We start from the raw sequence: 25,168 nt of genomic DNA, 5'->3' as shown, positions 1-25,168 counted from the left end.
CCCGCCAGGGGCAGACCCGCTAGGGGTAGACCCGCAGGGGGCTGGACACCTCGGTGGACGGCCGGACCGGGAACCCGGCGATGCCGTCGTCGCCCTGGTACGTGACGCCGGCGACGAGTCCCGCCGCGCCGGTGATACGCAGCTGCTGCGTGCTCGGCACGCTGACCGTCGCGGTCGACCCGGAGGCGACCTCGACCTCCTGGGAGTCCTCACCGGACGCGATCGTGACGGTCGCGTCCTCCCGCGTGGGGTTGACGAGGTTGAGCCTGGCACCGGAACCGGGGGCGACGGCGGTGACCGTCGACGCGCCGAGCGGTTCCGCCGAGGCGAACCAGCCGAGGTCCGTCCGGCCGTCCTCGGTCGGCGTGGTCGTGCGCGCCGCGGCGACGATCGGCACCGTCGAGGTGATCGTGAACGAGTACCGGCCGTCCGGGAAGTCGTCGAGCGGCACGTCGGTGACGATGCCGGGCTCCGCGGTGGCGTCCACGGTGGTGCCACCGCCGTCCGCCGTCGTGATGCCGAGCGTCACCCTCGCCGCCCGGTCCCCCGGCACGTAGAGCCGGAGCGCGGGTGCCGCGTCCGCGGTGTCCTCGCCACGCTGCGCCCCCTCGGCGTCGTCGAGCACGACACCCGGGATGACCTGCGTGCGCGCGGGAGCGGCTCCGCCCGAGACGATGTCGAACCCACCGGGGGTGAGCGTCCGGACGACGGTCTCCTGCATGTGCGCGACGATCTGGCCCCCGGTCGAGGTGACGTGGACCACCGTCGCGCCCTGGTCGGTGACGAAGCCGGAGAGCGGGACGACCTTCTGGGAGTTCGGGGCGACGACGATGCCGGTCGTGCCGGGCGCGCTGACGGTGCCCTCGGCGTCGGCGATCGCCAGGTCCACGGTCGCGTTGACGTCGGTGGGGTTGGCGAGCGTGACGAGGCTCGTCCGGCCGGTCTCCGTCGAGCCGCCGACCAACCAGGTCGACTGCGACGGGTCGTCGCACGACGCCGCCCCCATGCCGACCAGGTCGCCGTCGGAGACGCTCTGGACGCTGCTGCCGGCGACCTGCGGCGCGGTGTCCCCGGCGGGCGCGGTGAGCAGGGTCGGGTCGCTGCTGCCGGTGCTCGACCCCTCGAGCTGCGTGCGCTCGACGGTCCCACCCGTGGTGGCGCTCGCGATCTCCGGGGAACCGACCGCGCTCGCCCGGGTGGCGTCGTTGCCGGCGTCGTCGGAGAGCCGCAGCGCGCTCCCCGCGCAGACCCGTTCCGCCGCGGCGGGGACGGGCGTGACGGTCCGACCCGCCGGGTGCCCGGGCGTCTCGCTGGTGCCGATGGTGTGCGCGGCGGCGATCGTGCCGGCCGCGACGACGACGGCGACGGCGGTCGCGGTGCCGCGGAGCGCCCAGCGGCGCGCGGTGCTCGTGCTCATTCGTCGCGCTCCTCGTCGAAGGTGGTGGCGGGTTCGTCGGCCTCGATCACGTTCGAGGTGGCACGGCGTCGACGCGGTGCGGTCGGGACGGCGAGCAGTGCGGCGGCACCGAACACGATCCCGATCACCACGAGGTACAGCACGTGCGTGGCCTTCGCGGCGGCGGACCCGGTGCTCGTGCGGTCGACGTCGCCCTCGTAGTGGAAGAGCGCGCCGTTCGTCGTCTCGCCGATGCTCGTGAAGAGCGCGTTCTGGCCGATCGCCCCGGCCGCGCGGTCGTGCACCGCCCGGGCCTCGGGGTCGTCCGGCGCGTCGTCGAGCAGCACGAAGCTGACGCCGAGTTCCCGGAGCGCCGGCTCGGGGTCGTAGCCACTGCGGCTCGCGAGGTTCCCGGCCAGCGTGGCCAACCGCGAACCGGACCGGCTGAGCGACAGCGCGGTCGCGTCGAGCGTGGACTGGTCGTCCAGCGTCGAGCCCTGGCCGCGCTCGAGGGAGACCGCGAGGGACCCGTCGGTCTGGGGCTGCACGACGAGGGTGCCGACGTCCGGGTTGGCCTGCGCCTCGGCGTTGACGTACGCGCTCAACACCCGTCCCGAGGTCGGCTGGATCGCCGCGCGGTCGAGGTAGAAGGCCCCGAACGCAGGCGCGACGGCGACGGCCGCGAAGACGCTCGCGACGAGACCGACGACCGGGGCCGCACGTGGCACGGTGTCGATGCCGATGCAGGCGGCGACCACGAGGGCGAGGGCCATGACGGACAGGGCGCTGCCCGGCCAGACGATCGTCGTCGTGGACCCGACACCGGTGACGGCGAGGTGGGTCGCGCCGAACGCGGTCGCGTACCCGAGGAGTGCGGCGACGAGCGCGGTGCCCGCGAGGGTCCAGCGGTGTCCCAGCACGGCGCCGAGGGCGCTCGCGGCGACCGGGAGTGCCAGGACCGCCATCGCGACGGGCAGCACCGCGCTGCCGAGGCCGAGGGGCGCGGTGGCGGAGAGCCAGCCGTTCCAGTCCGGCAGCGGCTGCCCGATGGCGAGCTGGAGTGCGCTCGGCGCGGGTGTGGCCGTCGGGACGCCCGGGTCGGCGAACACGGCGAGCGGGTTCCCCCTGCCCACCTGCGCGAGGACCAGCGGCAGGAACAGCACGGCTGCCGGGACCGGCACGAAGACGCGTCGGTGCGCGTGCCGGAAGCCGACCACCAGGGCGACCAGCCACCCGACGAGCAGCACCGGCAGGAGCGACGGGGCGCACGCGGCGACGACCGCGAAGAGCAGCGCGGCGCCCGACGCGGACGCCCACGAGCGGTGCGCCTCCACGAGCGTCAGGAACAGCCAGGGCAGCAGCACGTGTGCGATCACGGCGCCGAGGTGACCCGAGGTGACCGCGCCGACGAGCGCGGGGGCGAGCGTGTAGAGCACGGCGCCGATGACCGGGACCCAGGTCCGCGTCGTCACCTTGCGCACGGCCGCCCAGGCGCCGAACGCGGCGAGCGGGAACGAGAGCAGCATCACGACGACGACCGAGGTGGACGGCGACCAGAACGTGATCGACCCGAGGACGGCGAGCACCGCGGCGAACGGGTCCGACGGTCCGGTGGAGCCGGTGCCGAGCGAGTGCCAGCCGTACCCGACGTTCCGCCAGAGGTCGCCGACGTCGGTGCTCAGCGGCAGGAGTCCCCCGCCCGTGAGCGCCGGCGAGCCGAGCAGGGGGAACAGCGTCACGACGCTCAGCACCACCGCGGCGAGCACCACCCAGACGCCGCCGTCCCCGAGGAAGGACGCGCGGGCGACCGGTGCGTCCTCCGCCCGCGCGAGCTCGACGTCACGCGATGTGGTGCGGTGTTCGTGCACCCTCCGCCAGCTCACGCGGAGCGGCTCGATCGCCGCCCACCCGGTCCTCCGGTTCGCGGCCAGCGTCCGACGGGCACGCCGGACGCCACCGCCGAAGGCGACCGCGAGCGCGGCCGCCAGTTCACCGGCGACCGCCGCGGGGTGCTTGGCGACGAGGTGTCCGACCGCGCGGCCGACGGCGAAGGGCAGGAGCGTGAGCCAGTGCAGCCAGAGGACGCCGACGGGCGCGTAGGTGAGGCGCCGGTGCAGCTGCGCCTGCCGGTGCATCCGCACGCGGCGACGCTCGGAGACCTTGGCGCGACCGAACTCCTCGATCGGCCCGGCGCTGGTGGCGCGGGCCTCGGGCACGACGGCGACGCGGTGCCCCGCCAGGCGCGCGCGGACGGAGAAGTCGAGGGCGGCGTCGACGTCCGGCAGCGCCGGGTCGAACCCGCCGAGGCTGTTCCAGACGGACCGCCGGACGAGCATGCCGCCGGCCGAGACGCCGAGCACGTCGGTCTGGCGGTCGTGCTGCCCCTGGTCGAGTTCGTCCTGCACCAGGGTGACGGAGCGCCCGAGCCGGGTCATGCTCTCGCCGAAGGCGGCGATGCGCGCCGGGTCGTCGACGTGGACGAGCTTCGGCCCGGCGATCGCGACCGACGGGGCGATCTCGACGGCCGCCAGGAGTGCCGCGAGCGTCCCGGGCGTCGGGGTGTTGTCGTGTCCGACCAGCCAGAGCCACTCGTCGACGCCGTCCTCGGCCTCGGCGCGGGGGGCCACCCGCTCGCCGTGCCGCACGGCTTCACCGAACGGCCGGCCGGCCGGGATCCGGGAGAGCTGGGCGCTGCCGCCGAACGAGAGTTCCGAGGTGGACCCGTCGGTGGACCCGACGTCGACGACGACGAGCGCCTCGGGCGGACGGGTCTGCGCAGCGAGGGCGTTCAGCGTGCGGTCGAGGTGGTCAGCCGCATCGGCGGCGACGAGGATCGCTGTGACGCGGCGTGAGGAGGCACTGGGCTGCATGACGGCGCCACTCTACGGGCCGGGAGGCTCGGTTCCGGTGGGCGGCGGCGGCGCGTTGCGAAGGTGGCCGGACCGGCGTCGGCCGGCGGCGACTCAGGCGCGCTTGCGCAGCTTCCGACGTTCACGTTCGGAGAGGCCGCCCCAGATCCCGAAGCGCTCGTCGTTCTCGAGCGCGTACTCGAGGCACTGCGCCCGGACCTCGCACGAGGTGCAGATCTTCTTGGCCTCGCGGGTGGAGCCGCCCTTCTCGGGGAAGAACGCCTCGGGGTCGGTCTGCGCGCAGAGCGAGTCGACCTGCCAGGAGAGCGGGTTCTCGTCGTCGGTCTCGGTCGTCCGACGGACTCCCGGCACACCGAGCGCCACGGGGTCGACGTGCCAGTCGTCCGGCACTCCGGCTTCGAAGTCGGATGCACTCACCCTGATCACCCCTTGACGTCTCGGTTGCGGCCCTGACGACGATGCCGTCGGTGTAATTACAGCGGTGTGATTCCCCGGAGTCAAGTCGCGGATCATAGGAGCCCCTCCGCGTTCCGCCGTCGCATGTCCCCCATTCGGGCGTGTCGCGCCCTGTCCGGACCCGTTCCGGGGGACACGGAGCGACCCCCGCGGCCAGGACGACCACGGGGGCCGACGGTGCGGCGACCGGTCAGGCGGCGTGCCGCCGGGCCTCCCAGGCGCTCGTCACCATGTCGTCGAGCGAGTGCCGCATCGCCCACTCGAGGTCCCGCGCGGCGGCCTCGCCGGTCGCGACGATGCGGGCCGGGTCGCCGGCGCGCCGCGGGGCGACCTCGGGCCGGAAGTCGATGCCGGTCCCCCGCGCCATCGCGTCCATGATCTGCCGGACACTGACACCGTCACCGCTGCCCAGGTTGTAGGCGCGCTGCAGCGGTGCACCGGTCTCGAGCTTCCGGGCCGCGACCGCGTGCGAGTGCGCGAGGTCGGCGACGTGGACGTAGTCGCGCACGCAGGTGCCGTCCGGCGTCGCGTAGTCGTCGCCGTTGATGCGCGGCGTCCGACCGGCGAGCAGGGCGTCGAAGACGAGCGGGAACAGGTTGTGCGGGCTCGCGTCGTACAGGTCCGGCTGCCCGGAGCCGACGACGTTGAAGTAGCGCAGCGAGGTCGTGGTGAAGCCGCGTGCGACCTCCATGTCCCGCAGCAACCACTCGCCGATGAGCTTCGACTCGCCGTAGGGCGACTCCGGGGCCTTCGGGGTCTCCTCCACGACGACGTCGACGTCCGGCGTGCCGTAGACCGCCGCGCTCGAGGAGAACACGACCTTGCCCACCCCGACCTCGGCCATGGCCCGGAGGAGCGTCGCCATGCCGGTGACGTTCTGCTCGTACGTGTGCAGGGGCCGCTCGACCGAGACCCCGGCGTACTTGAACCCGGCGACGTGCACGACGCCCGTCACCGCGTGCTCCCGCATGGTCCGCTCGAGGAGCGTGCCGTCGAGGACGGTGCCCTGGACGAACGGGACGTCCTCCGGCACGAACGCGCGGAACCCGCTCGAGAGGTCGTCGAACGCGACCGTGTCGATGCCCGCCGCACCGAGCGCGCGGACGACGTGGGACCCGATGTACCCGGCACCGCCGGTGACCAACCAACTCATGCCGCCACGCTAGCGGAACGGGCGCCGGCGGCCCGGTGGCCGCCCGTCAGGCGCCGATCAGGCGCCGGTGGCGATGAACACCGTCGCGGTGGTCCCGCTGCCGGCGTCAGCCTCGACCGTCACGTCGCCCTCGTCCGGCGTGATGTAGCAGGACTCGCCCCGGCGGAGCAGGGTCGCCGAGTGCGCACCGACCAGGGTCACGACCCCCTCGGTGCAGATCGCGATCGACGGCCCGTCCAGGGGCGCGGTGCCACCGGCACCGACCGGTCGCCCGTCGTTCGTCACGCGCACCAGTGCGAAGCCGACGCCCTCCGGCGCGAACCGGTCCACCGCGGGCGCGAGGTGCTCCGGCTCGAGGAGCGGTGCCGGGTGTGCGGTGAAGTCGAGCACGCGCAGGAGCTCCGGCACGTCGACGTGCTTCGGCGTCAGGCCCCCGCGGAGGACGTTGTCGGACGGCGCCATCAGTTCGATGCCGAGCCCGTCCAGGTAGGCGTGGATGTTGCCGGCGGGCAGGTACATCGCCTCGCCGCGGGCGAGCGTCACCCGGTGCATGAGGAGCGACACCACCACGCCCGGGTCCTCCGGGTAGGCACGGGCGAGGTCGGCGGCGGTCGCGGTGTTCGGCGTCACCCGACCGTCCGCGCCTGCGGCGGCGACCGCCTCCGTCGCGAGGTGCCCGACCGCGCCGATGACCGCGCGAGCCGAGTCGTCGGTCTCCTCGAGCCAGCGGACGGTGTCCTCGAGCCCGTGCTGCAGGTGCACGACGAGCGGACCGAGCCGACCGGAACCGGCGTCGAGCGCCTCGACCTCGGCGAGCGCGTCGGCGACGGGTCGGAAGCCGCTCAGCGCCTCGAAGCGCTCGCTCAGGGCGACGACGAGCTCGGGCTTCGGGAACGGGTCCTTGTAGTTGCGCGCCGGGTCGTCGAGCGGGACCCCGGCGGCTTCCTCGCGGTCGAAGCCCTCCCGGGCCTGCTCCGGGGTCGGGTGCGCCTGCAGGGACAGCGGGGCCGCGGCGGCGAGGACCTTGAGGAGGAACGGCAGCCCGGACCGGTCCGTGCCGAGGGCGGTCTCGGGCTCGGCGGTGATCCAGTCGAGCACCGTGTCCGCGCCGCCGACCATCGCGGGGTTGACCACCACGCTGGGGCTGCCGGCGTGGGCACCGAGCCAGAGTTCGGCCTGCGGGACGCCGGTGACGGTCCGTCCGAGCAGTTCGGGGATCGCGGAGACGGAGCCCCAGGCGTAGTCGCGCGGGGTGTTCGTGATGCCGAGGAACATGGTCCGAGCGTATCCGGCCGCCTCCCGGGCGCAAGCACGGCTCGGATCCGTGCGGCAAGTAGGCTGTCCCGGTGCAGAATGCCGTCCCCGCCCCGACACCGGCCGACGACCGACGGAGCAGGGACGCCACGCGCTGGGACGTCCAGGGACTCCGGGCGTTCGCCGTCCTGGCCGTCGTGCTCTACCACCTGTGGCCGAACCGACTGCCCGGTGGGTTCATCGGCGTCGACGTGTTCTTCGTCATCTCCGGGTACCTCATCACCGGACACCTCGTCCGCGAACTGCTCTCGTCCGGGCGGATCGCGCTCGGACGGTTCTGGGCGCGCCGGGCGCTCCGGCTGCTGCCCGCCGCGTTCCTGGCGATCGCCGCGACGGGGGTCACGGTGCTGCTCGCGGTGCCGAACGCACTGTGGGGGCAGTACGGGCGTCAGCTGATCGCGTCGACCGTCTACCTGCAGAACTGGCAGCTCGCCGCGGACGCAGTGGACTACCTGGCGAGCGACAACGACCCGTCGCCGTTCCAGCACTTCTGGTCGCTGTCGGTGGAGGAGCAGTTCTACATCGCGTTGCCGCTCGTGCTCATCACGGTGGTCGGCCTGGTCCGCGTCGTCCGCCGCGGTCGCGGGGTCCCGGCCGCGGCCGTGGTGCGGGTCGTCCTGGTCGTCGTGGTCGTGGCGTCCCTGGCGTGGAGCGTCCTGCAGACCGAGTCCTCCCCGGGCGTCGCGTACTTCTCGACGGCGACACGCGCCTGGGAGTTCGCGCTGGGTGGCCTCGCGGCGACGCTGCCGATCGGGGTGGCGTCGTCCCGCGCCGGCACCTTCGTCCGGATCATGGCGACCTGGGCCGGACTGGCCCTCCTCCTGGCGTCGCTGTGGGTGCTCGACGGTGACACGCCGTTCCCGGGCAGCGCGGCGGTCCTGCCCGTGGTCGGTGCCACCCTCGTGGTGCTGCTCGGCGCGGGTACGCCCCTCGAGTCCGTCGGCCGGTGGTTCCCGGTGGCGCACCTGGGCCGGACCTCGTACGCGATCTACCTCTGGCACTGGCCCGCCATCGTGCTGGCCCCGTTCGTGATCGGGCACGACCTCGCCGCCGTCGACAAGGTCGTCATCCTCGTGGGCTCGGTGCTCGTCGGCACCCTCTCGACGCTGCTCGTCGAGGAGCCGTTCCGCTTCGCTCGTCGTGTCCGCCTCTGGCGACCGCGCCGGGTCGCGGTCATCGGGTTCTGCGCCACCCTCGTCGTGGTCGGCCTGGGTGCCGGGACGCTGACGACGCTGCAGGTGCAGCAGACACAGGCGGCGGAGGCGGCACGTCGGCTGGAACGGGGTGACGTCCGTTGCTTCGGCGCGGCGGCCGAGATCGGGTCGGCCGACCCCTGCGTCAACCCCGCGCTGCGCTCGGTGCGGGTACCGACGGCGGCCAATGCCCGGCGCGACGACGCGAACCGTGGCGAGTGCTGGTCGGCCGGCGGCGGTCAGTTCACCCGGTGCACCCTGGGTCCGAAGACCGGGTACGAGAAGCGGTTCCTCGCCCTCGGGGACTCGCACAGCAACTCCTTCATCGACGTGTACGAGCGGATCGCGAAGGCGAACAACTGGCGGATCGACGTCGCCGGGCACCCGAGCTGCTACTTCACGAAGGCGGAGCAGTCGGCTCCGAGCGCCGGGCTGCGGGCGAGCTGCGCGGCGTGGAAGCAGCACGCCGAGGACTACGTGTCGCAGCAGGACGACCTGACCGCGCTCCTCGTCACGCACTCGGCGACCTCGCGGCCGGTGCTCGGAGAGGGCGGTGTCTCGGCCGAGGAGGCGACCGTCGACGGTCTCGTCGACGCGTGGCGGACCGCGACCGAGCAGGGTGTGCCCGTCATCGCGATCCGGGACAACCCGGTGCCGGAGCCGGGGACCGTGACGTGCGTCAGTGAGATGCAGGGGCCGACCACGACGGCGTGCGACCGCTCCCGGGAGACCGCGACCGCGCCGTTCGACGGGCAGCAGGAGGCAGCGGACCGGGTCGGACGCCTGGCACAGGTGATCGACTTCACCGACCTGTACTGCGACGACCGGACGTGCCCGGCCGTCATCGGCGGCGTGCTCGTGTACCGCGACAAGACGCACATCACGACCACGTTCGCGAAGACCCTCCAGCCCTACCTGGTGCGCGGGATCGAAGACGCGCTGCGCCGAGCGGAGTGAACTCCGAGGACCCGTCACGGAACATATGCTTTCCGCGATGTCCTCACCAGCCACACCCGTCCCTGACCACACACGCTGGGACGTCCAGGCGCTCCGGGCGTTCGCTGTCCTGGCAGTCGTGCTCTACCACCTGTGGCCGAACCGACTGCCGGGTGGCTTCGTGGGCGTGGACGTGTTCTTCGTCATCTCCGGGTACCTCATCACCGGGCACCTGCTCCGCGAACAGGTGCGCACCGGTCGGATCGGCCTGGCGGCGTTCTGGACCCGACGTGCCGGGCGCCTCCTGCCGGGCGCGTTCCTGACGCTGACGGCCACCGGGGTCGCGGTCCTCGCCCTCGTCCCGAGTTCCCTCTGGGGCCAGTACGGACGGGAGCTCATCGCCTCGACCGTCTACCTGCAGAACTGGCAGCTGGCATCCGACGCGGTCGACTACCTGGCCAGTGACAACCGGCCCTCGCCGTTCCAGCACTTCTGGTCGCTCTCGGTCGAGGAGCAGTTCTACATCGCCCTCCCGGTGCTCCTGGTCCTGCTCGGCCTCCTGCTGCGCCGGTCGCGCCACGCCGACCCGGTGCGCTCCGCGCGGGTGCTCCTCGGCGCCGTCGGTGTCGCGTCGCTCGTCTGGTGCGTCGTCGAGACACGCACCGCTCCCGGCATCGCCTACTTCTCCACGGCGACGCGGGCCTGGGAGTTCGCGCTCGGCGGGTTCCTGGCCACCGTCCCGCTCGCGCCGGCCCGGACGCGTGCGGCGGCGGCGGTCCGGACAGGAGGGACGTGGCTGGGGGTCGCAGGCCTCGTCGCGTCCGTCCTCGTGATCAGTCCGTCGACGCCGTTCCCGGGGACCGCGGCACTCCTGCCGGTGCTGTCCGCGGGCCTCGTCGTGGCCGCCGGCGCCCGGAGCGGGCTGCAGGTGGTGGGCCGCGGAGCGCCCGTCGCCTTCATCGGGCGGACCTCGTACGCGATCTACCTCTGGCACTGGCCAGCCGTCGTGCTCCTGCCCGTCGTCCTCGGGCACCCGCTGGGCACCACGAGCAAGGTCGCGGTGCTCGTCGGCGCGCTCGTGCTCGCCGCCGCCTCGACCCTGCTCGTCGAGGAGCCGCTGCGCGCCCGGACCCGCGCGGTGCGGATGCGCCCGGCTCGGGTGGCGCTGCTCGGCCTGGTCGCGACGGTGGCGGTCGTGGCGATCGGCGCCGGGACCCTCACGGCGGTCCACGTCCAGCAGGTCCAGGCCCAGGCCTTCGCCGGACGACTGGCGCGAGGGGACGTCGACTGCTTCGGCGCGGCGGCGCGGATCGGTAGCGCCGACCCCTGCGTGAACCCCCGCCTCGCCGACGTCCGAGTGCCCGCACCGGCGGCAGCGGCGCACGACGACGCGAACGACGGTGCCTGCTGGTCCAACACCACGGCGGACTTCAACGTCTGCTCGCTCGGACCCCGCACCGGCTACCGGAAGCACCTGCTCGCGGTCGGCGACTCGCACAACAACGCGCTGATGACCGCCTACCGTGCCGTCGCGCAACGGGAGCACTGGCGGATCGACGTCGCCGGTCACATCGGCTGCTACTTCACCACGGCCGAGCAGCAGGCCCCGACTCAGAGCTACACCGACAGCTGCCAGGGGTGGAAGCAGAACGCGATGACCTGGGTGGCGGACCACGCGCACGAGCTGGACGCCCTCGTCGTGACACACGCCGCCACGAAGAGCCCGGTGCTCGTCGCGGACGGGGGCAGCAACGACGAGACGGTCGTCCGCGGTCTCGTCTCAGCGTGGCGGACTGCCACCGGGCGCGGCGTGCCGGTCATCGCCCTCCGGGACAACCCCGTCGCGCGCGACGACGTGCTCGCGTGCCTGGCGCAGATGCAGGGCCCGACCACCGGTGCGTGCGACCTGCCCCGCGCCCAGGCCCTCGCCGCGTTCGACGGCAGTGCGCAGGCGGTCGCGGCGGTCGGCGACCGCGCGCGGTACGTCGACATGACCGACTGGTACTGCACGGCGACGACGTGTCCGGCGGTGATCGGCGGGGTCCTGACACACCGCGACCCCACCCACCTGACGGCCACGTTCGCGACCACCCTCGCGCCGGCCCTCGGTTCACGCCTGCGGGCGGCGCTGACCTCGCTCGGCGGGTGACCGGTGCGCGCTAGCCTGTCACCCGTGACGAACACCTGGCCCCTCGCGCGCGGATCCGTCCCCGAGCGGGAGGCGTTCGCCCTCGCCACCGCGGTCCTGCTGACGCTGTTCGCCGGGGACGCGGTCCCGAACACGCTCACCTGGTACGGAGCCGCCGCCGTCTGGGCGCTCGAGGGCGCGTGGGGCATCAGCGTGGTCGTCCGGGCTCGACCGCCGATCGCCCGCACCCCCCGTGCCCTCTGGCTGTTCCTCGCCTGGTGCCTGGTCACCGTACTCTGGTCGCACTGGCGTCCGGCGACGCTCGCCAGCATGGTCGCACAGGTGGTCTGCGCCGTCGTCGCGTTCGCGATCGCCTCGACGTTGACCTGGCGGCGCATCCTGGACGCCACGAGCCTGGCCTTCCGGTGGGTGCTCGGTCTCTCGCTGCTGTTCGAGGCCGTGGTCGCCGTCGTCGTGCGGCACCCGATCGCTCCGATCTGGACCCACTACGGCGACCGGGACGTCCCCGATGCCTTCTACTTCTCCCGCGCGGAGCTCTTCACCGGTGGACGGATCCAAGGGCTCCCCGGCAACGCGAACCTGCTCGCGATGGTCGCCCTCCTCGCGGCGATCGCGGTCGCGGTGCAGCTCGCCGAGGGCCGCATGCGGCGGACCCGCGCGATCGGCTGGCTCGTCGTGGCGGGCGCCGTGTTCGTCCTGACACGCTCGTCGACGGTGATCGTCGCCGCCGTCGTGGTGGCCGCCGTGCTCGTGGCCGCGCTGTGGATGCGCCGGGTGCCCAGCGGACACCGTGCACCGCGGTACGCCGGGCTCGCCGCCGCGGTCGTCGTCGTGGTGGTCGCCGTCGCGGCCGGACGGGGACCGCTGCTCGACGTCCTGGGCCGTTCGTCGGACCTGACCGGTCGCGGCACCATCTGGGCGGCGGTGTGGGGTCTCGTCGAGCAGCACCCGGTGGTCGGCTGGGGTTGGATCGGGTACTGGTGGCCGAACATCCCGCTGCTGTCCGGCCTCGCACCACGCAACGGCGTCGAGTACCTGCAGGCGCACGACGCCACGCTGGACGTCTGGATGCAGACCGGTGTCATCGGCGTGGTGCTCTTCGCCGCCTACGTCGTCACGACCTCCGGCCGCACGTGGGCGAGCGCGACCCGACCCGGGTTCGGCCCTGACCTGAGGCCCCGGCCGTTCGACCCGGTGACCTTGTTCCCGCTGCTCGTCGTCGTCGCGCTCCTGGTGCAGTCCGTCGCGGAGTCGCGGCTGCTCTACCAGGGCAACTGGGTGCTGTTCGCGCTCATCGCGATCAAATCACGGATCGTCCTGGTCACCGAGGAACCCGTCTCGGTCGACGACGGGCCTCGGCCACCGGCGACGGAACGAGCCTTCCGACGGGCCGCCAACCCCTGACTCATCAGTCGTCGCCGAGCACCAGGGCGCACGGCACCCGTGTCGCCCACGGCAGCGCGTCGATCCGCACCGATGCCGACGGACGCCGGACACATGCGCGCTCCGCGTCGGAGAACTGCGGCTGCCAGACCGGCCCGGAGGCCCGCTGCGCCTCCGCCGGGAACGCGACCACCCACGAGGTCAGGACCAGCGCGACCACGGACCAACCGACGGCGACGAGGACGACGGCGATCGGGCCTCCCGTCCGTCCGCGACGCGCGCCGAGCGGACGGACCGCACGGTCGACGAGGGCGGCGGCGGCGACGACCACGGCGGCGGTGAGCAGCAGGCCGGCTGCGGCCGCGTAGCGGGACGGGGTCGCCTCGACCAGGGTCGTCGGCGTCGACCGTGACCACCGCCCGTTCGCGGACGCGTTGGCGACCAGGGCCGCCGTCCAGACGACTCCGGAACCCAGGGTCAGGGCGACGGCCAGCACCGCTCGGCGGGGACGGTGGTCGCGCACCGCGACGACCGCGCCGAGCAGCACGACGGCGCCGACCGCCACCGCCGGCACCGCGACCACGGCCCAGCCGTCCGCGACCACGGCCCGTCCGACCGACGCCACGTCCGCACGCAGGAGGCCGCCGACGGTCTGCAGCGTCCAGCCGGACACGACGTCCGACACGGTGGGGGAACCCGCCGGGGAGGCACGCTCGGTCGTCAGCGCCGTGACCACCTGGGCGGCTGCGGCGCCGAGTGCGGCGACGGTGACCGGGAGCGCACGCCACCGTCCTCCGTGCCGCTGAGCGCCGCCGCTCCCGGGCCGCCCCGACCAGGCGAGGACCAGGAGCGGGAGGAAGAGGACGGCCTGTGCCTCGGTACCGACCACCAGCACGGTGACCACGGCGACCACCACGCCACCCGACCAGGTGCGGACGCGGTGTGCGAACAGCCACGGCGCGAGGAAGAGGCCGTAGGTGTGCAGGTTCGCGGCGTTGCCGGAGATCTCCCAGGGGGCCGTCGGGAGCAGGACGGGCACCGCGGCGAGCACGAGTCGGAGCGCCCGGGACGGCACGACGTCCCGAGCGAGTACGAAGACGCCGGCGCAGACCGCTCCGGTGACCAGGCAGCACATGGCGGACACGGCGAGCGCGTACCACTCGACGGGCAGCAGGAACGCCGCGTCGACCACCAACCGTGGGACCAGGTGCAGGTACCCGGCGTAGGGGTGGGCGACGCTGTCGAGGGGACCGAGCGCGAGGTGCTCACGGAAGAACAGGCCGGCGTCCTCCGCCCAGGCGGTCCCCCGCGCGACCGGACCGAGTCGGAGCCAGGCGACCGCGGCGGCGAGCACGCCGACCAGCACCGCCCCGAGCACCGCCCTGAGCGACGTCCACCGTCCCGTCCCAGCATGCCGCATCGTGAAGCGACGGTAGCGGGAGAACGACGATCCGCGATATCGACGCTCCGCGATGGCGCAGGTGCAGTACGGCAGGGTGCGCCAGTATGGACGGATGACGGATGGCCGGACGACGCGACGCGTGCGCGCGCGGCGGTACCTGTCCGCCTGGATCGGGTTCTCGGCCGGTGGTCGCTTCAGTCAGGCACTCACGACCGCGATCGTCATCTTCGCCTTCGGTGAACCCACCGTCCGGGTCCTCGTCGGCGCCCCGGGCACATGGGCGGTGCTCGTCACGCTCGTCGTCCTGGCCGGGCTCAGCCTGCTCGGACAGCGCTACCGGATCGAGTGGCACGGCGTCCTGCCACTCTCGCTGCTCGCCCTCGTCGGCTACTGCGGCCTCAGCGTCCTCTGGAGCGAGTACTCCTGGGTGGCGTTACGGGGGTTCACGGCGATGGTCGGCTTCGTCGGCCTCGGCCTGTACCTCGCTCTCGGACGGGACCTCGTGCAGGTCATCCGTGCCTGCGGGGACGCCTTCCGGGTCCTGCTGGTCGTCGCCCTCGGGCTCGAGGTGCTGTCCGGCCTCGTCCTCGACCTCCCGATCCCCGCATTCGGCATCCGTGGGGACATCGCCTTCGGTGGGCCCATCCAGGGCATCGGCGGAACGCGCAACTTCATGGGGTTCATCGCGGCGACGGCGCTCGTGACGTTCGTCGTCGAGTTCCTCACCCGCTCCGTCACCCGGTGGCGGGCGATCGGGTCCACCGCGATCGCCGTCATCACGCTCATGCTCGTGCAGTCGCCGATCACCGGCCTGGCGATGATCGCCCTGACGGTGACCGCGCTCGCCCTCTGGTCACTCCGACACGCCCGACCGGGGACCCGACCGGTGGTGAACACCGTGCTCGGCACGCTCCTCGTCGCGATGGGGGTCCTCCTCGTGGTCGCGCGGGACCGGGTGCTGCGGGAAGTCGGCGCAGCGGGCGGGACGACCACCCGCCTCGAACTCTGGGCGCAGATCCGCGGCTTCATCCAGCAGTACCCGATCCAGGGCTGGGGGTGGGTCGGCACCTGGCCGAGCGAACCGGTCGTCCCGTTCGTCACGTTCGTCGACCCGTCCGGAGCGCGGTTCACCTCCGGCCTCGACGTCGTGGTCGACGCCTGGCTGCAGATCGGCCTGGCGGGCATGCTGCTGCTCGTCGGCGCGGCACTGCTCGCGTTCGCGCGGTCATGGGTGACCGCGACGACCTTCCCCGGCGTCGCCTACGTCTGGCCGACAGCCGTGCTCGTGCTCCTCGGGGTGACGAGCGCTGCCGAGAGCTACGTGCTGCACGGCGCGGGTCTCATGCTCTTCGTCACGGTGCTCGTCGTGTCGGCACGGCGTCGGTCCTGGCGCATCCGGCTCCCCCGGGCCTGACACCGTCCACAGGGCGACACGGTGACGGGCCCGGGAGCTCGCGGTCGTCTAGTGGCGGGGTGACGACCGTCGATGCCTCAGGCGCGGCGGTGCGCCCCGGGACGGATGCGACGCTGCAGCCCCCACTGGGTGGTGCGGAGCATCGCCTCGATGATGATGTCCTTGCTCATCTTGGACACCCCGTGCACACGGTCCCGGAACCGGATCGGGACCTCGACGATCCGGCCACCCAGGTCGTGCGTCCGCAGCGTCATGTCGATCTGGAAGCAGTAGCCCTTCGAGTCGATCGACCCGAGGTCCATCCGCGCGATCGCGTCGGCGCGGTACACGCGGAAGCCCGCGGTGATGTCGTGCACGTCGAGCCCGAGGATGAGGCGCGCGTAGGTGTTCGCGCCACGGCTGAGCACCTCGCGTCGCTTCGGCCAGTCCACGACCGAGCCGCCTGTGGTCCATCGGGACCCGATGGCCAGCATGACGTCCTCGGCAGGGTCGGCCTCCGCCACCGCTTCGATCAGGGCGGGCAAGCGGTCCGCTGGGTGTGATCCGTCGGCGTCCATCTCGATGAGCAGGTCGTACCCGTGCTCGAGCCCCCAGCGGAAGCCCGCGACGTACGCCGTCCCCAGGCCGAGCTTGCCGGCACGACGGAGCAGGTGCACCCGGTCGTCGGTCCGCGCCATCGCCTCGACGAGGTCACCGGTACCGTCGGGGCTGCCGTCGTCCACGACGAGCAGGGCTGCATCCGGCACCGTCTCGAGGATGCGGGCCGCGATGTCGTGGATGTTCTCGGCCTCGTTGTAGGTCGGAACGATCACTAGGGGCTTGGATTCGGTGTTCCGGGTCATTTCCTTCTCACGGTTCGCGGTCGGCCCGGCGCTCAGCGCTCGGCGTCCTGGTCGATGATGGCGCAGGGCACGGTGACGGCCCATTGCGCTCCTGGGGCGATCTGGACCGACGCGTCGGCCTCAGGCGTCCGGGTGCACTGCGGCTCCGACATCCGGATCTGCTGGTCCCACACCGGGCCGCCCTGGCGGTTCGCCTTGTCCATCGAGTAGTTGAGTGCGAACGCGAGCACGACGACGAGCGACAGTGCGACGCCGACGATCCGGAAGGCCCAGGACACGCCCGCATCCCGGGCATCGCTCGGTCCGGAGCGGACGAGCCCGCCGCGGCTCAGCGCGATGTCGGCGATGACGATGAAGGCACCGAGGACGTACATCGACGCCGACGCGCTGTACCGGAACGTCCAGTTGCCCAACCATCTGCCGTCGTCGAAGTGCGCGAACGCGAGCATCTCGTTCGGGTTGAGGAAGACCGCTCCGAACCAGACCGCCGCCGAGCCCCACAGCATGGACGCGAGCATCCACCGCTGCCGCGCCGCACCGAACCAGAAGCCCGCGACCGCGAGGAGGGCTGCGAGGACCAGCGGCAGGACGACGACCCAGACGCCGTGGCTGACGATCTGCCGTCCGACGGTCGGCATGCTCCAGGTGAACGAACCCGCGAAGGGTTGGACGGCGTAGCCGAGCACCATGTCGGCGACCGTGTTGTGCGGGACCGTCGGGGCTGCGCGGGGATGGGTCAGCGTGGTGATGACCTGCGCGGCGCCACCGATGAGGGATCCTGCGATGATCGGCCACCGGTACCGGTTGCGGATGCCGACGAAGAAGAGGGGGAAGAAGGCGACGATCTGGATCTCGGTGAGACCGGCGAGCAGCGTCGCGACCCCGAGGAGGATCCCTCTCACCCAGGAGCGCACGGGGGCGAGCAGCGCGAACGGCATCAGGAACATGAGGAACCAGTGCAGGTTCGCCGCGTTCGCCTGGATCTCCATGGGGCCGAGGGGCACGAGCGCCGGCACGAGCGCCAGGAGCAGCCGCGCCACGACGGACCGGAGGACACCGGCGGTGAGCACCCACACGGCGGCGCCGACCGCGGCCGTCACGACCACGCAGAGGACCGACACCGTCACCGCGAACCGGTCGATCGGCGCCACGCCCGACGCCACCGCGACGAGGATGCGCGGCACCACGTGCAGGTAGCCGGCGTAGTCATGGAAGAGCGCCCCTGCGAAGCCCAGCCGGTACTGCTCCTCGAGGAAGACCTTGCCGTCTTCCGCCCAGAGCGTGTTGCGCACCTCGGGCGTCAACCGGAGCCACCCGGCGGCCGCGATCACGATCCAGAGCAGCAGCGGGGCGGCGATCGCGAGGAGGCGACGACGCACCGGGCTGCCCCCGGCGACGCCGTCCGTCGCTCCCCCGACGGGCGGTCTGGTCTCAAGCACCGGACGATCCTCTCACAGCAGGCGACAGGGGACGCCTCCCCCGAGAGGCGCGTCCCCGCGGACAGCAGGAAGCCGCCGCCTCGGAGAGACGACGGCTTCGGTGCTGTTCCACGAGCGTCAGGGAACGGTCACCGTCCTGCACCCGAGCGCGGTGCCGACTCCCCCGGCCGAGTCGATCGCCTGCGCGCAGACCTCATGGGTACCGGCGGCCGTGGGGAGCGTCACGGCGAACGCATGCGCCGGTCCCGCCTTCGGGTGCGCCCGGCCGATGTCGGCACGCTCCTTCGACGCGGTGACCCGCTTGACCGTGGCGTCCACGGACAGGTCGACCGAGATCGGCCCGGTCTTGTCGAGGTCGATCGCCCAGCCGGAGACGCTGACGCCGCCCTTGACGACCTGGACATCGTCGAGGCTGCCGATCGGTGCCGCGTTCACCACGGAGACGGTCCGGCACCCGAGCGACGGGCTGACGTTCCCCTTGCCGACGTTGCGGGCGCGGACGCAGACCTCGTGCTTGCCCCTGCCGGCCGGGACGGTCACGCTGAACCCGCGGGCCGACCCGTAGGCCGGGAAGGTCTTCGCGACGTCCGGACGGGAACCGGTGGCGTCCACACGCTTGACGACCCCGTCGACGGAGACGTCGACCTGGATCGGGTCCTTCGAGTCCCCGTCGAGCGCCCAGCCCGTGACCCCGACCGAGGTCGGCGTCGCGGTCACGCTGTCGACGGAGCCGATCGGGCGCGAGCCAGGCACGTTGACGGTCTTGCAGGTGCCGATGACAGCGTCCGAACCCTTGCCGGTGTTCGCTCCGGTCACGCAGATGCGGTGGCTGCCGGCCGGGACGGGGACGGTCGCAGCGAACCCGTGCGCGGCGCCGGCCTTCGGGTAGGCCCGGGCGACGTCGGGACGGTCCTTCGCACCCGAGAGCTTCTTCACGAACGCCCCGTCGGAGCTGACCGAGACGCCGATCGACTTCGGGGTCTCCGGGTCGATCGCCCATCCGGCGACGGACACGCCGCCCGGTGCCGCGGAGGCCCGGTCGAGGGATCCGTGCGGGGACCCGTCCGCCACGACGACGGTCTTGCACCCGAGGTCGGCCTTCGTCTTGCCGGCGGCCGTGAGCGCGGACACGCAGACCTGCTGCGAGCCCACGGGCGCACTGACCGACGCCGTGAACCCGTGCTTCGCGCCGAGCTTCGGGTAGGCCCGGGCGATGTCCGGCCGGTTGCCGTTCGCGGTGACGGTCCTGGTGGCCGAACCGACCGTGACCTGGACACGGGTGCTCGCCTTGGTGCGGGTGTCGAGTGCCCAGCCGTTGACCGTGACGGTGTTGTAGCTCGACGTCAGGCCGTCGAAGCTGCCCTTCGCCGCGGTGACCACGGGCGGGGTGCCGGTCGTGGACCCGAACCAGTCGTTGTACATCCGCCAGAAGTTGCGGTTGCCGTACGCGGAGCAGCCGTCACCGGTGCCGTACAGGTTGTTCAGCGCCGCCGTGTTGGGCGTGTAGGGCGTGTAGTAGTACAGCGCAGCCGTGGCCTTGTTCTGCACCGCGACCGACTTCGTGCCGCACGAGGTCGGGACGTTGTACTGGATCGCGCGGGTGCCGCCCGGGTTGAACCAGGTGAAGTAGTTGCTCGTGCCCGGGGGGTTGCCGTACCGCTTCCACTGCCAGGCCGACCAGTAGATCTGGTTGCCGACGCCCGCGTAGGCGGGGTCGCAGTGGCCGCCGACGTTGTCCGGGCACGCGTAGCCCATCGCCCGCTCGAGCACGGCGGCCGACGGGCCGCGCGAGGTGACGAGCCCCTGTTCCTTCTGCAGGGTGACGAGCATGACCTTCGGGCTGATGCCGCAGGCCGCGCCGACGCGCGTCAGGATCTGCGCGGTCGACAGCGACGAGCCGCCGGTCACCGCGCCGCACATGGCGTCGGCCGAGCGGCTGTTCATCGAGTACCGGCCGTTGCGGAGACACCCGCTGTTCGTGCAGGACGACACCTGCGCGTTCAGGAACGACTGCACCTGGTCGACGGTCATCGACGTGCCGTTGTAGAAGTTGGCGTCCGAGATGATGTTCCCGGCCTGGAACGACGAGCCACTCAAGGCGCTGGCGGGTTCCTGGTGCGCGGACGGACCCGCGATCTGGAAGCCGACCAGGACGCTCGCGACGGCGAGCACACTGGCGGCGATGGCGACGAGCTTCTTCACGTCGGAGGCCTTTCCGGGGGCGGCGACGGGGTGGGTCCGGCACGCGGTTCGGGAGACGTGTCCGTCGACCCCTGATGGCGGCGGAACACACGCGCCACAGCAGCCTACCTGCGCCACAGCGATCACACAGCCCCCGGCATGGCCCCCGAACGGAGGGGCATGGACCACCTTGTCCGGGAGGCCCGGCCCGGCCCGCACCGCCCCGTGCGCCCGGTGGTCCCCGGGCTGCCCGCCGTCGCCGCCGGCGCCTGAACGGAGGCTCAGGCCTCAGGCGGCCGGGGCGTCGCGGCGCGCAGCGCCCTCGAGCGATGCCTCGACGGCGCTGCGTGCCGCCCGGCTCGTCCCGTCCGACCGGCGGAGGCGGCGCGCCCGCCGGAGCGCGGCAGGTGCCTCCCGGACGAGCCGTGCCCACGTGGCCGGGGTGAGCTGTGCGCGACCCGGACGGAGGAGGTCCTCCACCATGCGGACGACGGTGCGCGCGACGACCCGGGCGAGCATGCCGGCCGTCGCGTTGCGGGCGGTGACCAGCAGCCGGTTCCGCATGCTCTGGTAGCGAACGAGGGGCGAGTCGCTCCCCGAGCTCGCCGCGTGCCGGTGGACGACGACGGCGTCCGGGGCGGAGCCGATGCGGTGACCGGCCAGCCGCAGCCGCCAGGCGAGGTCGAGGTCCTCGTAGTACATGAAGAGGGACTCGTCGAAGCCGCCGACCGCCTCGACCGCCTCTCGTCGGAGGAACGCGGCACCGCCGGAGAAGCCGAAGAGCGGCGCGTGCTCGGGGGCGTCTTCGATCGGTCGGAGCCAGTCCCGGTCGCGGCCGTTGCCGTTGCGGTCGAGCACGACCCCGGTCCCGTTGACCAGGGTCACGCCACCGGTCGCGGTCCGTCGCCACCGGCGACCGTCGGCGGCGACGAGGTCGTCGTCCGAGCGCGGTGCACGGCCGTCGACCGGGACGAACCGCCCCTCGAGCACCGCCGTCGCGGCGACCGCGGCGGTCCCGGCTCCGCCGGCCGCCAGCGCGGCCAGCCCGCGCTCCAGGAACCCGTGGTCCGCGACGGCGTCGTTGTTGACCAGCACGACCACGGCCGCCGTCGACGCCGCCATGCCCCGCGCCACCCCGCCGGCGAACCCGGCGTTCGTCGGCTCGGGGACGACCACGAGCGACGGGAAGTCCGCGCGGTAGTCCCGCACGGTCGCCTCGTCGGCCTCGTTCACGACGAGGACGACCTCGACCGAGGCGTCCACGCGCTGCGAGAGCACCGACTCGACGGCGCGACGGGTGAGGACGGGCTGGTGCCAGTCGACGATGACCACGGAGACGTCCACGCCGACAGTCTCCCAGGCAGACCCGCGGGTGCGGGGACGGCACACCCCGCACCCCGGGAGGCCCGTGCACTTCTCGGTATAGTGGTGCCGCCTTCCGGGGAACCCGCGGCGCGCCCTCCGCGCTCCGCTGCCAGTCGACGTACGGAGTCCACACCATGTCCTCTTCCGCGACCCGCGTGTCCGTCGTCGTCATCAACTTCCGCGGGACCGACGACACCCTCGAGTGCATCGCCCGGCTGAGCGAGGTCGACTGGCCCGCGGACCGGCTGGAGATCGTCGTCGTCGAGAACGGCTCCGGCGACGACAGCGAAGCACGGCTCCGTGCCGCCCTCGGCGACCAGGCGAACGTCCGGATCATCGTCTCGGCGGAGAACCTCGGCTTCACCGGCGGCAGCAACCTCGGCGCCCGCGAAGCCACCGGTGACGTCGTCGCCTTCCTCAACAACGACGCGAAGCCGCACGTCGACTGGGTCAAGGAGGGCATCGCTGGGTTCGCGCCGAGCCCCCGCGTCGCCGCCGTGGCGAGCAAGGTCCTCGACTGGGAGGGCCGGACGATCGACTTCGTCGAGTCCGGGCTCAGCTGGTTCGGGATGGGCTACAAGAACCACATCGCCGAGCTCGACGACGGCCGGTTCGACGAGCCCCAGGACCTGCTCTTCGGCACCGGCTCTGCGCTGTTCGTCCGCCGGGACGTCTTCCTCGAGGTCGGCGGGTTCGACGAGGGCCTCTTCATGTTCTACGACGACGTGGACCTCGGCTGGCGCCTGAACCTGCTCGGCTACCGCGTCCGGTTCGCGCCGCGCTCGGTCGTGTTCCACAAGCACCACGGCTCGATGAAGTCGTTCGGCGATCACCGCGAGATGTACCTGCTCGAGCGGAACGCCCTGCACCTGCTGTACAAGAACCTGTCGGACGAGAACCTCGGTGTCTTCCTCCCCGCCGCCCTCGCCCTCCTCGCCCGCCGCGCGGTCGCGAAGAGCGGTCGGGACTCCGAGGAGTTCGACATCCGTCGGTTCACCGGCGCACCCGACGAGTTCGACGCGCTGACGCCGATCTCGAAGGAGACCGTCGCCGGGTTCTTCGCGCTCGACCAGTTCGTGGCCGACCTCCCCCGCCTGTCCGAGGAGCGTCGCCGGATCCAGTCGCAGCGCGTCCGGAGCGACAAGGACGTCTTCCGCCTGTTCGGCGATGCGTTCAAGCCGCTCTTCGAGGACGGCTACTTCCTGGAGGGCTACCGCGCGATCCTCGAGGCGTTCGACATCGAGGCGCCGATGCACCGCACGAAGGTCCTCGTCATCACCGGGGACGCCCTCGGCGAGAAGATGGCCGGCCCGGGTATGCGGGCCTGGAAGATCGCGGAGGCCCTGTCCTCGGACAACGACGTGCGCCTGGTCACCTGGAACGTCGCCAACCGGAAGTCCGACGCCTTCGAGGTGACCCGGGTCCCGCTCCAGCACGAGCGCGCGATGCGCGAGCACGAGGAGTGGGCGGACGTCATCTTCTTCCAGGGCTACGCGCTGCACCACTTCACGACCCTGCAGAAGTCGAACAAGATCATGGTCGTCGACCTCTACGACCCGATGCACCTCGAGCAGCTCGAGCAGGCCCGGGACAACGGTGACGTCGGCTGGCGCAACCAGGTGACGAGCACCACCGAGGTCATCAACGCGCAGCTCGAGCGCGGTGACTTCTTCCTGTGTGCCTCGGAACGGCAGCGCCTGTTCTGGCTCGGGCAGCTCGCCGCCGTCGGTCGCGTCAACCCGGACAACTACCTGGCGGACGACAACCTCAACAAGCTCATCGCGATCGCGCCGTTCGGCATGGACTCCCGGCCGCCGCAGCACGAGCGCAAGGCGATCCGTGGCGTCACGCCCGGCATCGGCGAGGACGACAAGGTCGTCATCTGGGGCGGTGGCATCTACAACTGGTTCGACACCCCGTCGCTCGTCCGCGCGGTCGCCCAGGTCGCCGAACGCCACGACGACATCCGCCTGTTCTTCCTCGGTGTCGCACACCCGAACCCGGACGTGCCCGAGATGGCGATCGTCGCCGAGACGCGCCGCATCAGCGACCAGCTCGGCCTGACCGGCAAGCACGTCTTCTTCAACGAGCAGTGGGTGGCGCTGGACGACCGCCAGAACTACCTGCTCGAGGCCGACGCGGGGGTCAGCACGCACTTCGCGCACATCGAGACGACCTTCTCGTTCCGCACCCGCATCCTCGACTACATGTGGGCGAACCTGCCGATCGTCACGACCGACGGCGACAGCTTCGGCGACCTCGTCGCGGCCGAGGGCATGGGTGTCGCCGTGAAGGAACGCGACGTCGACGCCCTCGCCGCCGCGCTCGAGTCGATGCTGTACGACCCGGAGGCCGCCGCCGCCGCCCGGGCTGCCGTCAGCCGCGTCCGCGACGACTTCACGTGGGAGCGTGCGCTCGCTCCCCTCGTCGAGTTCTGCAAGGACCCGCAGGTCGCCGCGGACCGCGCGCACGACGCGGCCGTGCCGGCGGGATCGGTCACGGCGGGCAGCCGTCCGCGCGTCGCGCTCAGCCCGGCCCGTCAGCGCGAGATGCAGTTCCACGAGATCGCGAACAGCCGCCACGGCGTCGTCCGCGACGTCCGACTCGCGACCTGGTACCTCCGCCAGAACGGCGTGTCCGGTCTCCGGGAGAAGGTCCAGAACCGCGTGCGCATCATGCGCGAGAGCAAGAACGGGCGCTGACCGTCGCAGCGGCCCCGCCCGGAGGCCGATGTACAGTTGTCCGTCGCCCCAGCGCACCTACGTGAGGAACCCATGAGCAACATCGTCAGCGAGCGGTTCGAGCGTCTCCGTCAGGAGCGCATGGCCCCCGCCGGTCGTCCTGCGACCGCGGTGCTCGGGTCGATCCGCGAGGTGTTCGCCCACCGGCAGCTGCTCGACCTGCTCATCCGGCGCGACCTGAAGTCCCGGTACAAGGACAGTGCGCTCGGCTTCGCGTGGACGCTGATCCGTCCGCTCGTGCAGCTGGCGATCTACTACTTCGTGCTCGGCCAGATCCTCGGCGCGTCGCGGAACATCCCGGAGTTCGCCATCTACGTGTTCTCCGGTCTGACGCTCTACGGGCTGTTCAGCGAGATCGTGGCCTCCGGGACGGCGTCCATCGTGTCGAACGGCGGGCTCATCAAGAAGGTCTACCTGCCGCGGGAGATCTACCCCCTGGCCAGTGTCGGTGCCGCGCTGTTCAACTTCGGCGTCCAGCTCGTCGTGCTCCTCGCCGCAGCGGTCCTGCAGAGCGGCTTCGACTGGGTGCGACCCGACCTGCTCTACTTCTTCCCGGCGACGCTCGTCATCCTCATCTGGGCGACAGCGCTCGCGCTCCTGCTCGCGGCCGCGAACGTGTACCTGCGTGACATGCAGTACCTCGTCGAGGTCCTGGTCCTGCTGCTCATGTGGGGCTCGCCCATCGTCTACAGCTGGCAGATGGTGTCGAACGCCGCGAACACCTGGCTGCTCAACCTGTACACGGCGAACCCGATCACGCTCGCGGTGCTCGGGATCCACCGGGCGTTCTGGACGGCGGGGAACGACTCGCAGTACCCGTCCGACCTGCTCCTCCGCCTGGCCGTCGCGGGCGTCGTCGGTCTCGTCGCCCTCGTCGCCTGCCAGCGCGTGTTCGCCAAGCTGCAGGGCAACTTCGCCCAGGAGATCTGATCCG

General features: G+C 72.3%; 16 protein-coding genes. 6 read left to right on the top strand and 10 right to left on the bottom strand.

The features are described 5' to 3' along the window. Positions 1 to 19: 19 nt before the first annotated feature. The 5 genes from DEJ32_RS05740 to manA form a co-directional block, all read right to left on the bottom strand. Positions 20 to 1,417 carry a DUF5719 family protein gene (locus DEJ32_RS05740; protein WP_110824497.1) on the bottom strand — a complete coding sequence of 466 codons (1,398 nt, stop codon included), beginning with the start codon at positions 1,415 to 1,417 and terminating at the stop codon, positions 20 to 22. Next, positions 1,414 to 4,266 (bottom strand): glycosyltransferase family 2 protein, encoded by a 2,853-nt coding sequence (locus tag DEJ32_RS05735; RefSeq protein ID WP_110900592.1) that lies wholly within the window; start codon positions 4,264 to 4,266, stop codon positions 1,414 to 1,416. The genes DEJ32_RS05740 and DEJ32_RS05735 overlap by 4 nt, the downstream gene beginning before the upstream one ends. Positions 4,267 to 4,359: 93 nt before the next feature. After that, a complete protein-coding gene (locus tag DEJ32_RS05730; protein ID WP_375232109.1) occupies positions 4,360 to 4,692 on the bottom strand; it encodes a WhiB family transcriptional regulator in 333 nt (110 codons plus the stop codon). A 220-nt stretch (positions 4,693 to 4,912) separates the two neighbouring features. Next, on the bottom strand, positions 4,913 to 5,875 hold the full coding sequence (gene galE, locus DEJ32_RS05725; RefSeq protein WP_110900591.1) for a UDP-glucose 4-epimerase GalE: 963 nt from the start codon (positions 5,873 to 5,875) through the stop codon (positions 4,913 to 4,915). Positions 5,876 to 5,932: 57 nt separating this feature from the next. Continuing rightward, positions 5,933 to 7,150: a mannose-6-phosphate isomerase, class I gene (gene manA / locus DEJ32_RS05720; RefSeq protein WP_110900590.1), complete on the bottom strand. Its 1,218-nt coding sequence runs from the start codon at positions 7,148 to 7,150 to the stop codon at positions 5,933 to 5,935. A gap of 71 nt (positions 7,151 to 7,221) precedes the next feature. Here manA and DEJ32_RS05715 point away from each other — a divergent pair, with 71 nt between their 5' ends. The 3 genes from DEJ32_RS05715 to DEJ32_RS05705 are packed head-to-tail and all read left to right on the top strand — an operon-like array spanning position 7,222 to position 12,871. After that, a complete protein-coding gene (locus DEJ32_RS05715; RefSeq protein WP_110900589.1) occupies positions 7,222 to 9,339 on the top strand; it encodes an acyltransferase family protein in 2,118 nt (705 codons plus the stop codon). A gap of 37 nt (positions 9,340 to 9,376) precedes the next feature. Beyond that, positions 9,377 to 11,467: an acyltransferase family protein gene (locus DEJ32_RS05710; protein WP_181420588.1), complete on the top strand. Its 2,091-nt coding sequence runs from the start codon at positions 9,377 to 9,379 to the stop codon at positions 11,465 to 11,467. Positions 11,468 to 11,491: 24 nt separating this feature from the next. Continuing rightward, positions 11,492 to 12,871 carry an O-antigen ligase gene (locus DEJ32_RS05705; protein ID WP_110900587.1) on the top strand — a complete coding sequence of 460 codons (1,380 nt, stop codon included), beginning with the start codon at positions 11,492 to 11,494 and terminating at the stop codon, positions 12,869 to 12,871. 4 nt (positions 12,872 to 12,875) lie between these two features. On the opposite strand, the gene DEJ32_RS05700 is transcribed toward DEJ32_RS05705, so the two are convergent. Then, a complete protein-coding gene (locus tag DEJ32_RS05700) occupies positions 12,876 to 14,270 on the bottom strand; it encodes a hypothetical protein (RefSeq protein WP_146234085.1) in 1,395 nt (464 codons plus the stop codon). A gap of 94 nt (positions 14,271 to 14,364) precedes the next feature. Here DEJ32_RS05700 and DEJ32_RS05695 point away from each other — a divergent pair, with 94 nt between their 5' ends. Then, on the top strand, positions 14,365 to 15,666 hold the full coding sequence (locus DEJ32_RS05695) for an O-antigen ligase family protein (RefSeq protein WP_110889926.1): 1,302 nt from the start codon (positions 14,365 to 14,367) through the stop codon (positions 15,664 to 15,666). Positions 15,667 to 15,743: 77 nt separating this feature from the next. Here DEJ32_RS05695 and DEJ32_RS05690 read toward each other — a convergent pair whose 3' ends face one another. The 4 genes from DEJ32_RS05690 to DEJ32_RS05675 form a co-directional block, all read right to left on the bottom strand. Then, entirely contained in the window at positions 15,744 to 16,508 is a 765-nt protein-coding gene (locus DEJ32_RS05690; protein WP_110889927.1) for a polyprenol monophosphomannose synthase, read from the bottom strand. Positions 16,509 to 16,540: 32 nt separating this feature from the next. After that, complete coding sequence (locus tag DEJ32_RS05685) at positions 16,541 to 17,947, bottom strand: hypothetical protein (RefSeq protein WP_146234084.1); 1,407 nt, start codon at positions 17,945 to 17,947, stop codon at positions 16,541 to 16,543. A 117-nt stretch (positions 17,948 to 18,064) separates the two neighbouring features. Then, on the bottom strand, positions 18,065 to 20,149 hold the full coding sequence (locus DEJ32_RS05680) for a hypothetical protein (RefSeq protein ID WP_110900585.1): 2,085 nt from the start codon (positions 20,147 to 20,149) through the stop codon (positions 18,065 to 18,067). 267 nt (positions 20,150 to 20,416) lie between these two features. Beyond that, positions 20,417 to 21,472, bottom strand: a complete 1,056-nt coding sequence (locus DEJ32_RS05675) for a glycosyltransferase family 2 protein (protein WP_181420587.1) — start codon at positions 21,470 to 21,472, stop codon at positions 20,417 to 20,419. A gap of 155 nt (positions 21,473 to 21,627) precedes the next feature. Between DEJ32_RS05675 and DEJ32_RS05670 the strand changes: the two genes are divergently transcribed. Further along, positions 21,628 to 24,195, top strand: coding sequence for a glycosyltransferase (locus DEJ32_RS05670; protein WP_110900583.1), 2,568 nt, complete (start codon positions 21,628 to 21,630; stop codon positions 24,193 to 24,195). A gap of 72 nt (positions 24,196 to 24,267) precedes the next feature. After that, entirely contained in the window at positions 24,268 to 25,164 is an 897-nt protein-coding gene (locus tag DEJ32_RS05665) for an ABC transporter permease (RefSeq protein WP_110824511.1), read from the top strand. Positions 25,165 to 25,168: the final 4 nt, after the last annotated feature.

This window comes from Curtobacterium sp. MCPF17_046 (genome assembly GCF_003224295.1).
Taxonomy (GTDB): Bacteria; Actinomycetota; Actinomycetes; order Actinomycetales; family Microbacteriaceae; genus Curtobacterium.
Note: the sequence above shows the minus strand (reverse complement) of the source record. Positions and strands in the feature narration are given on the sequence as shown.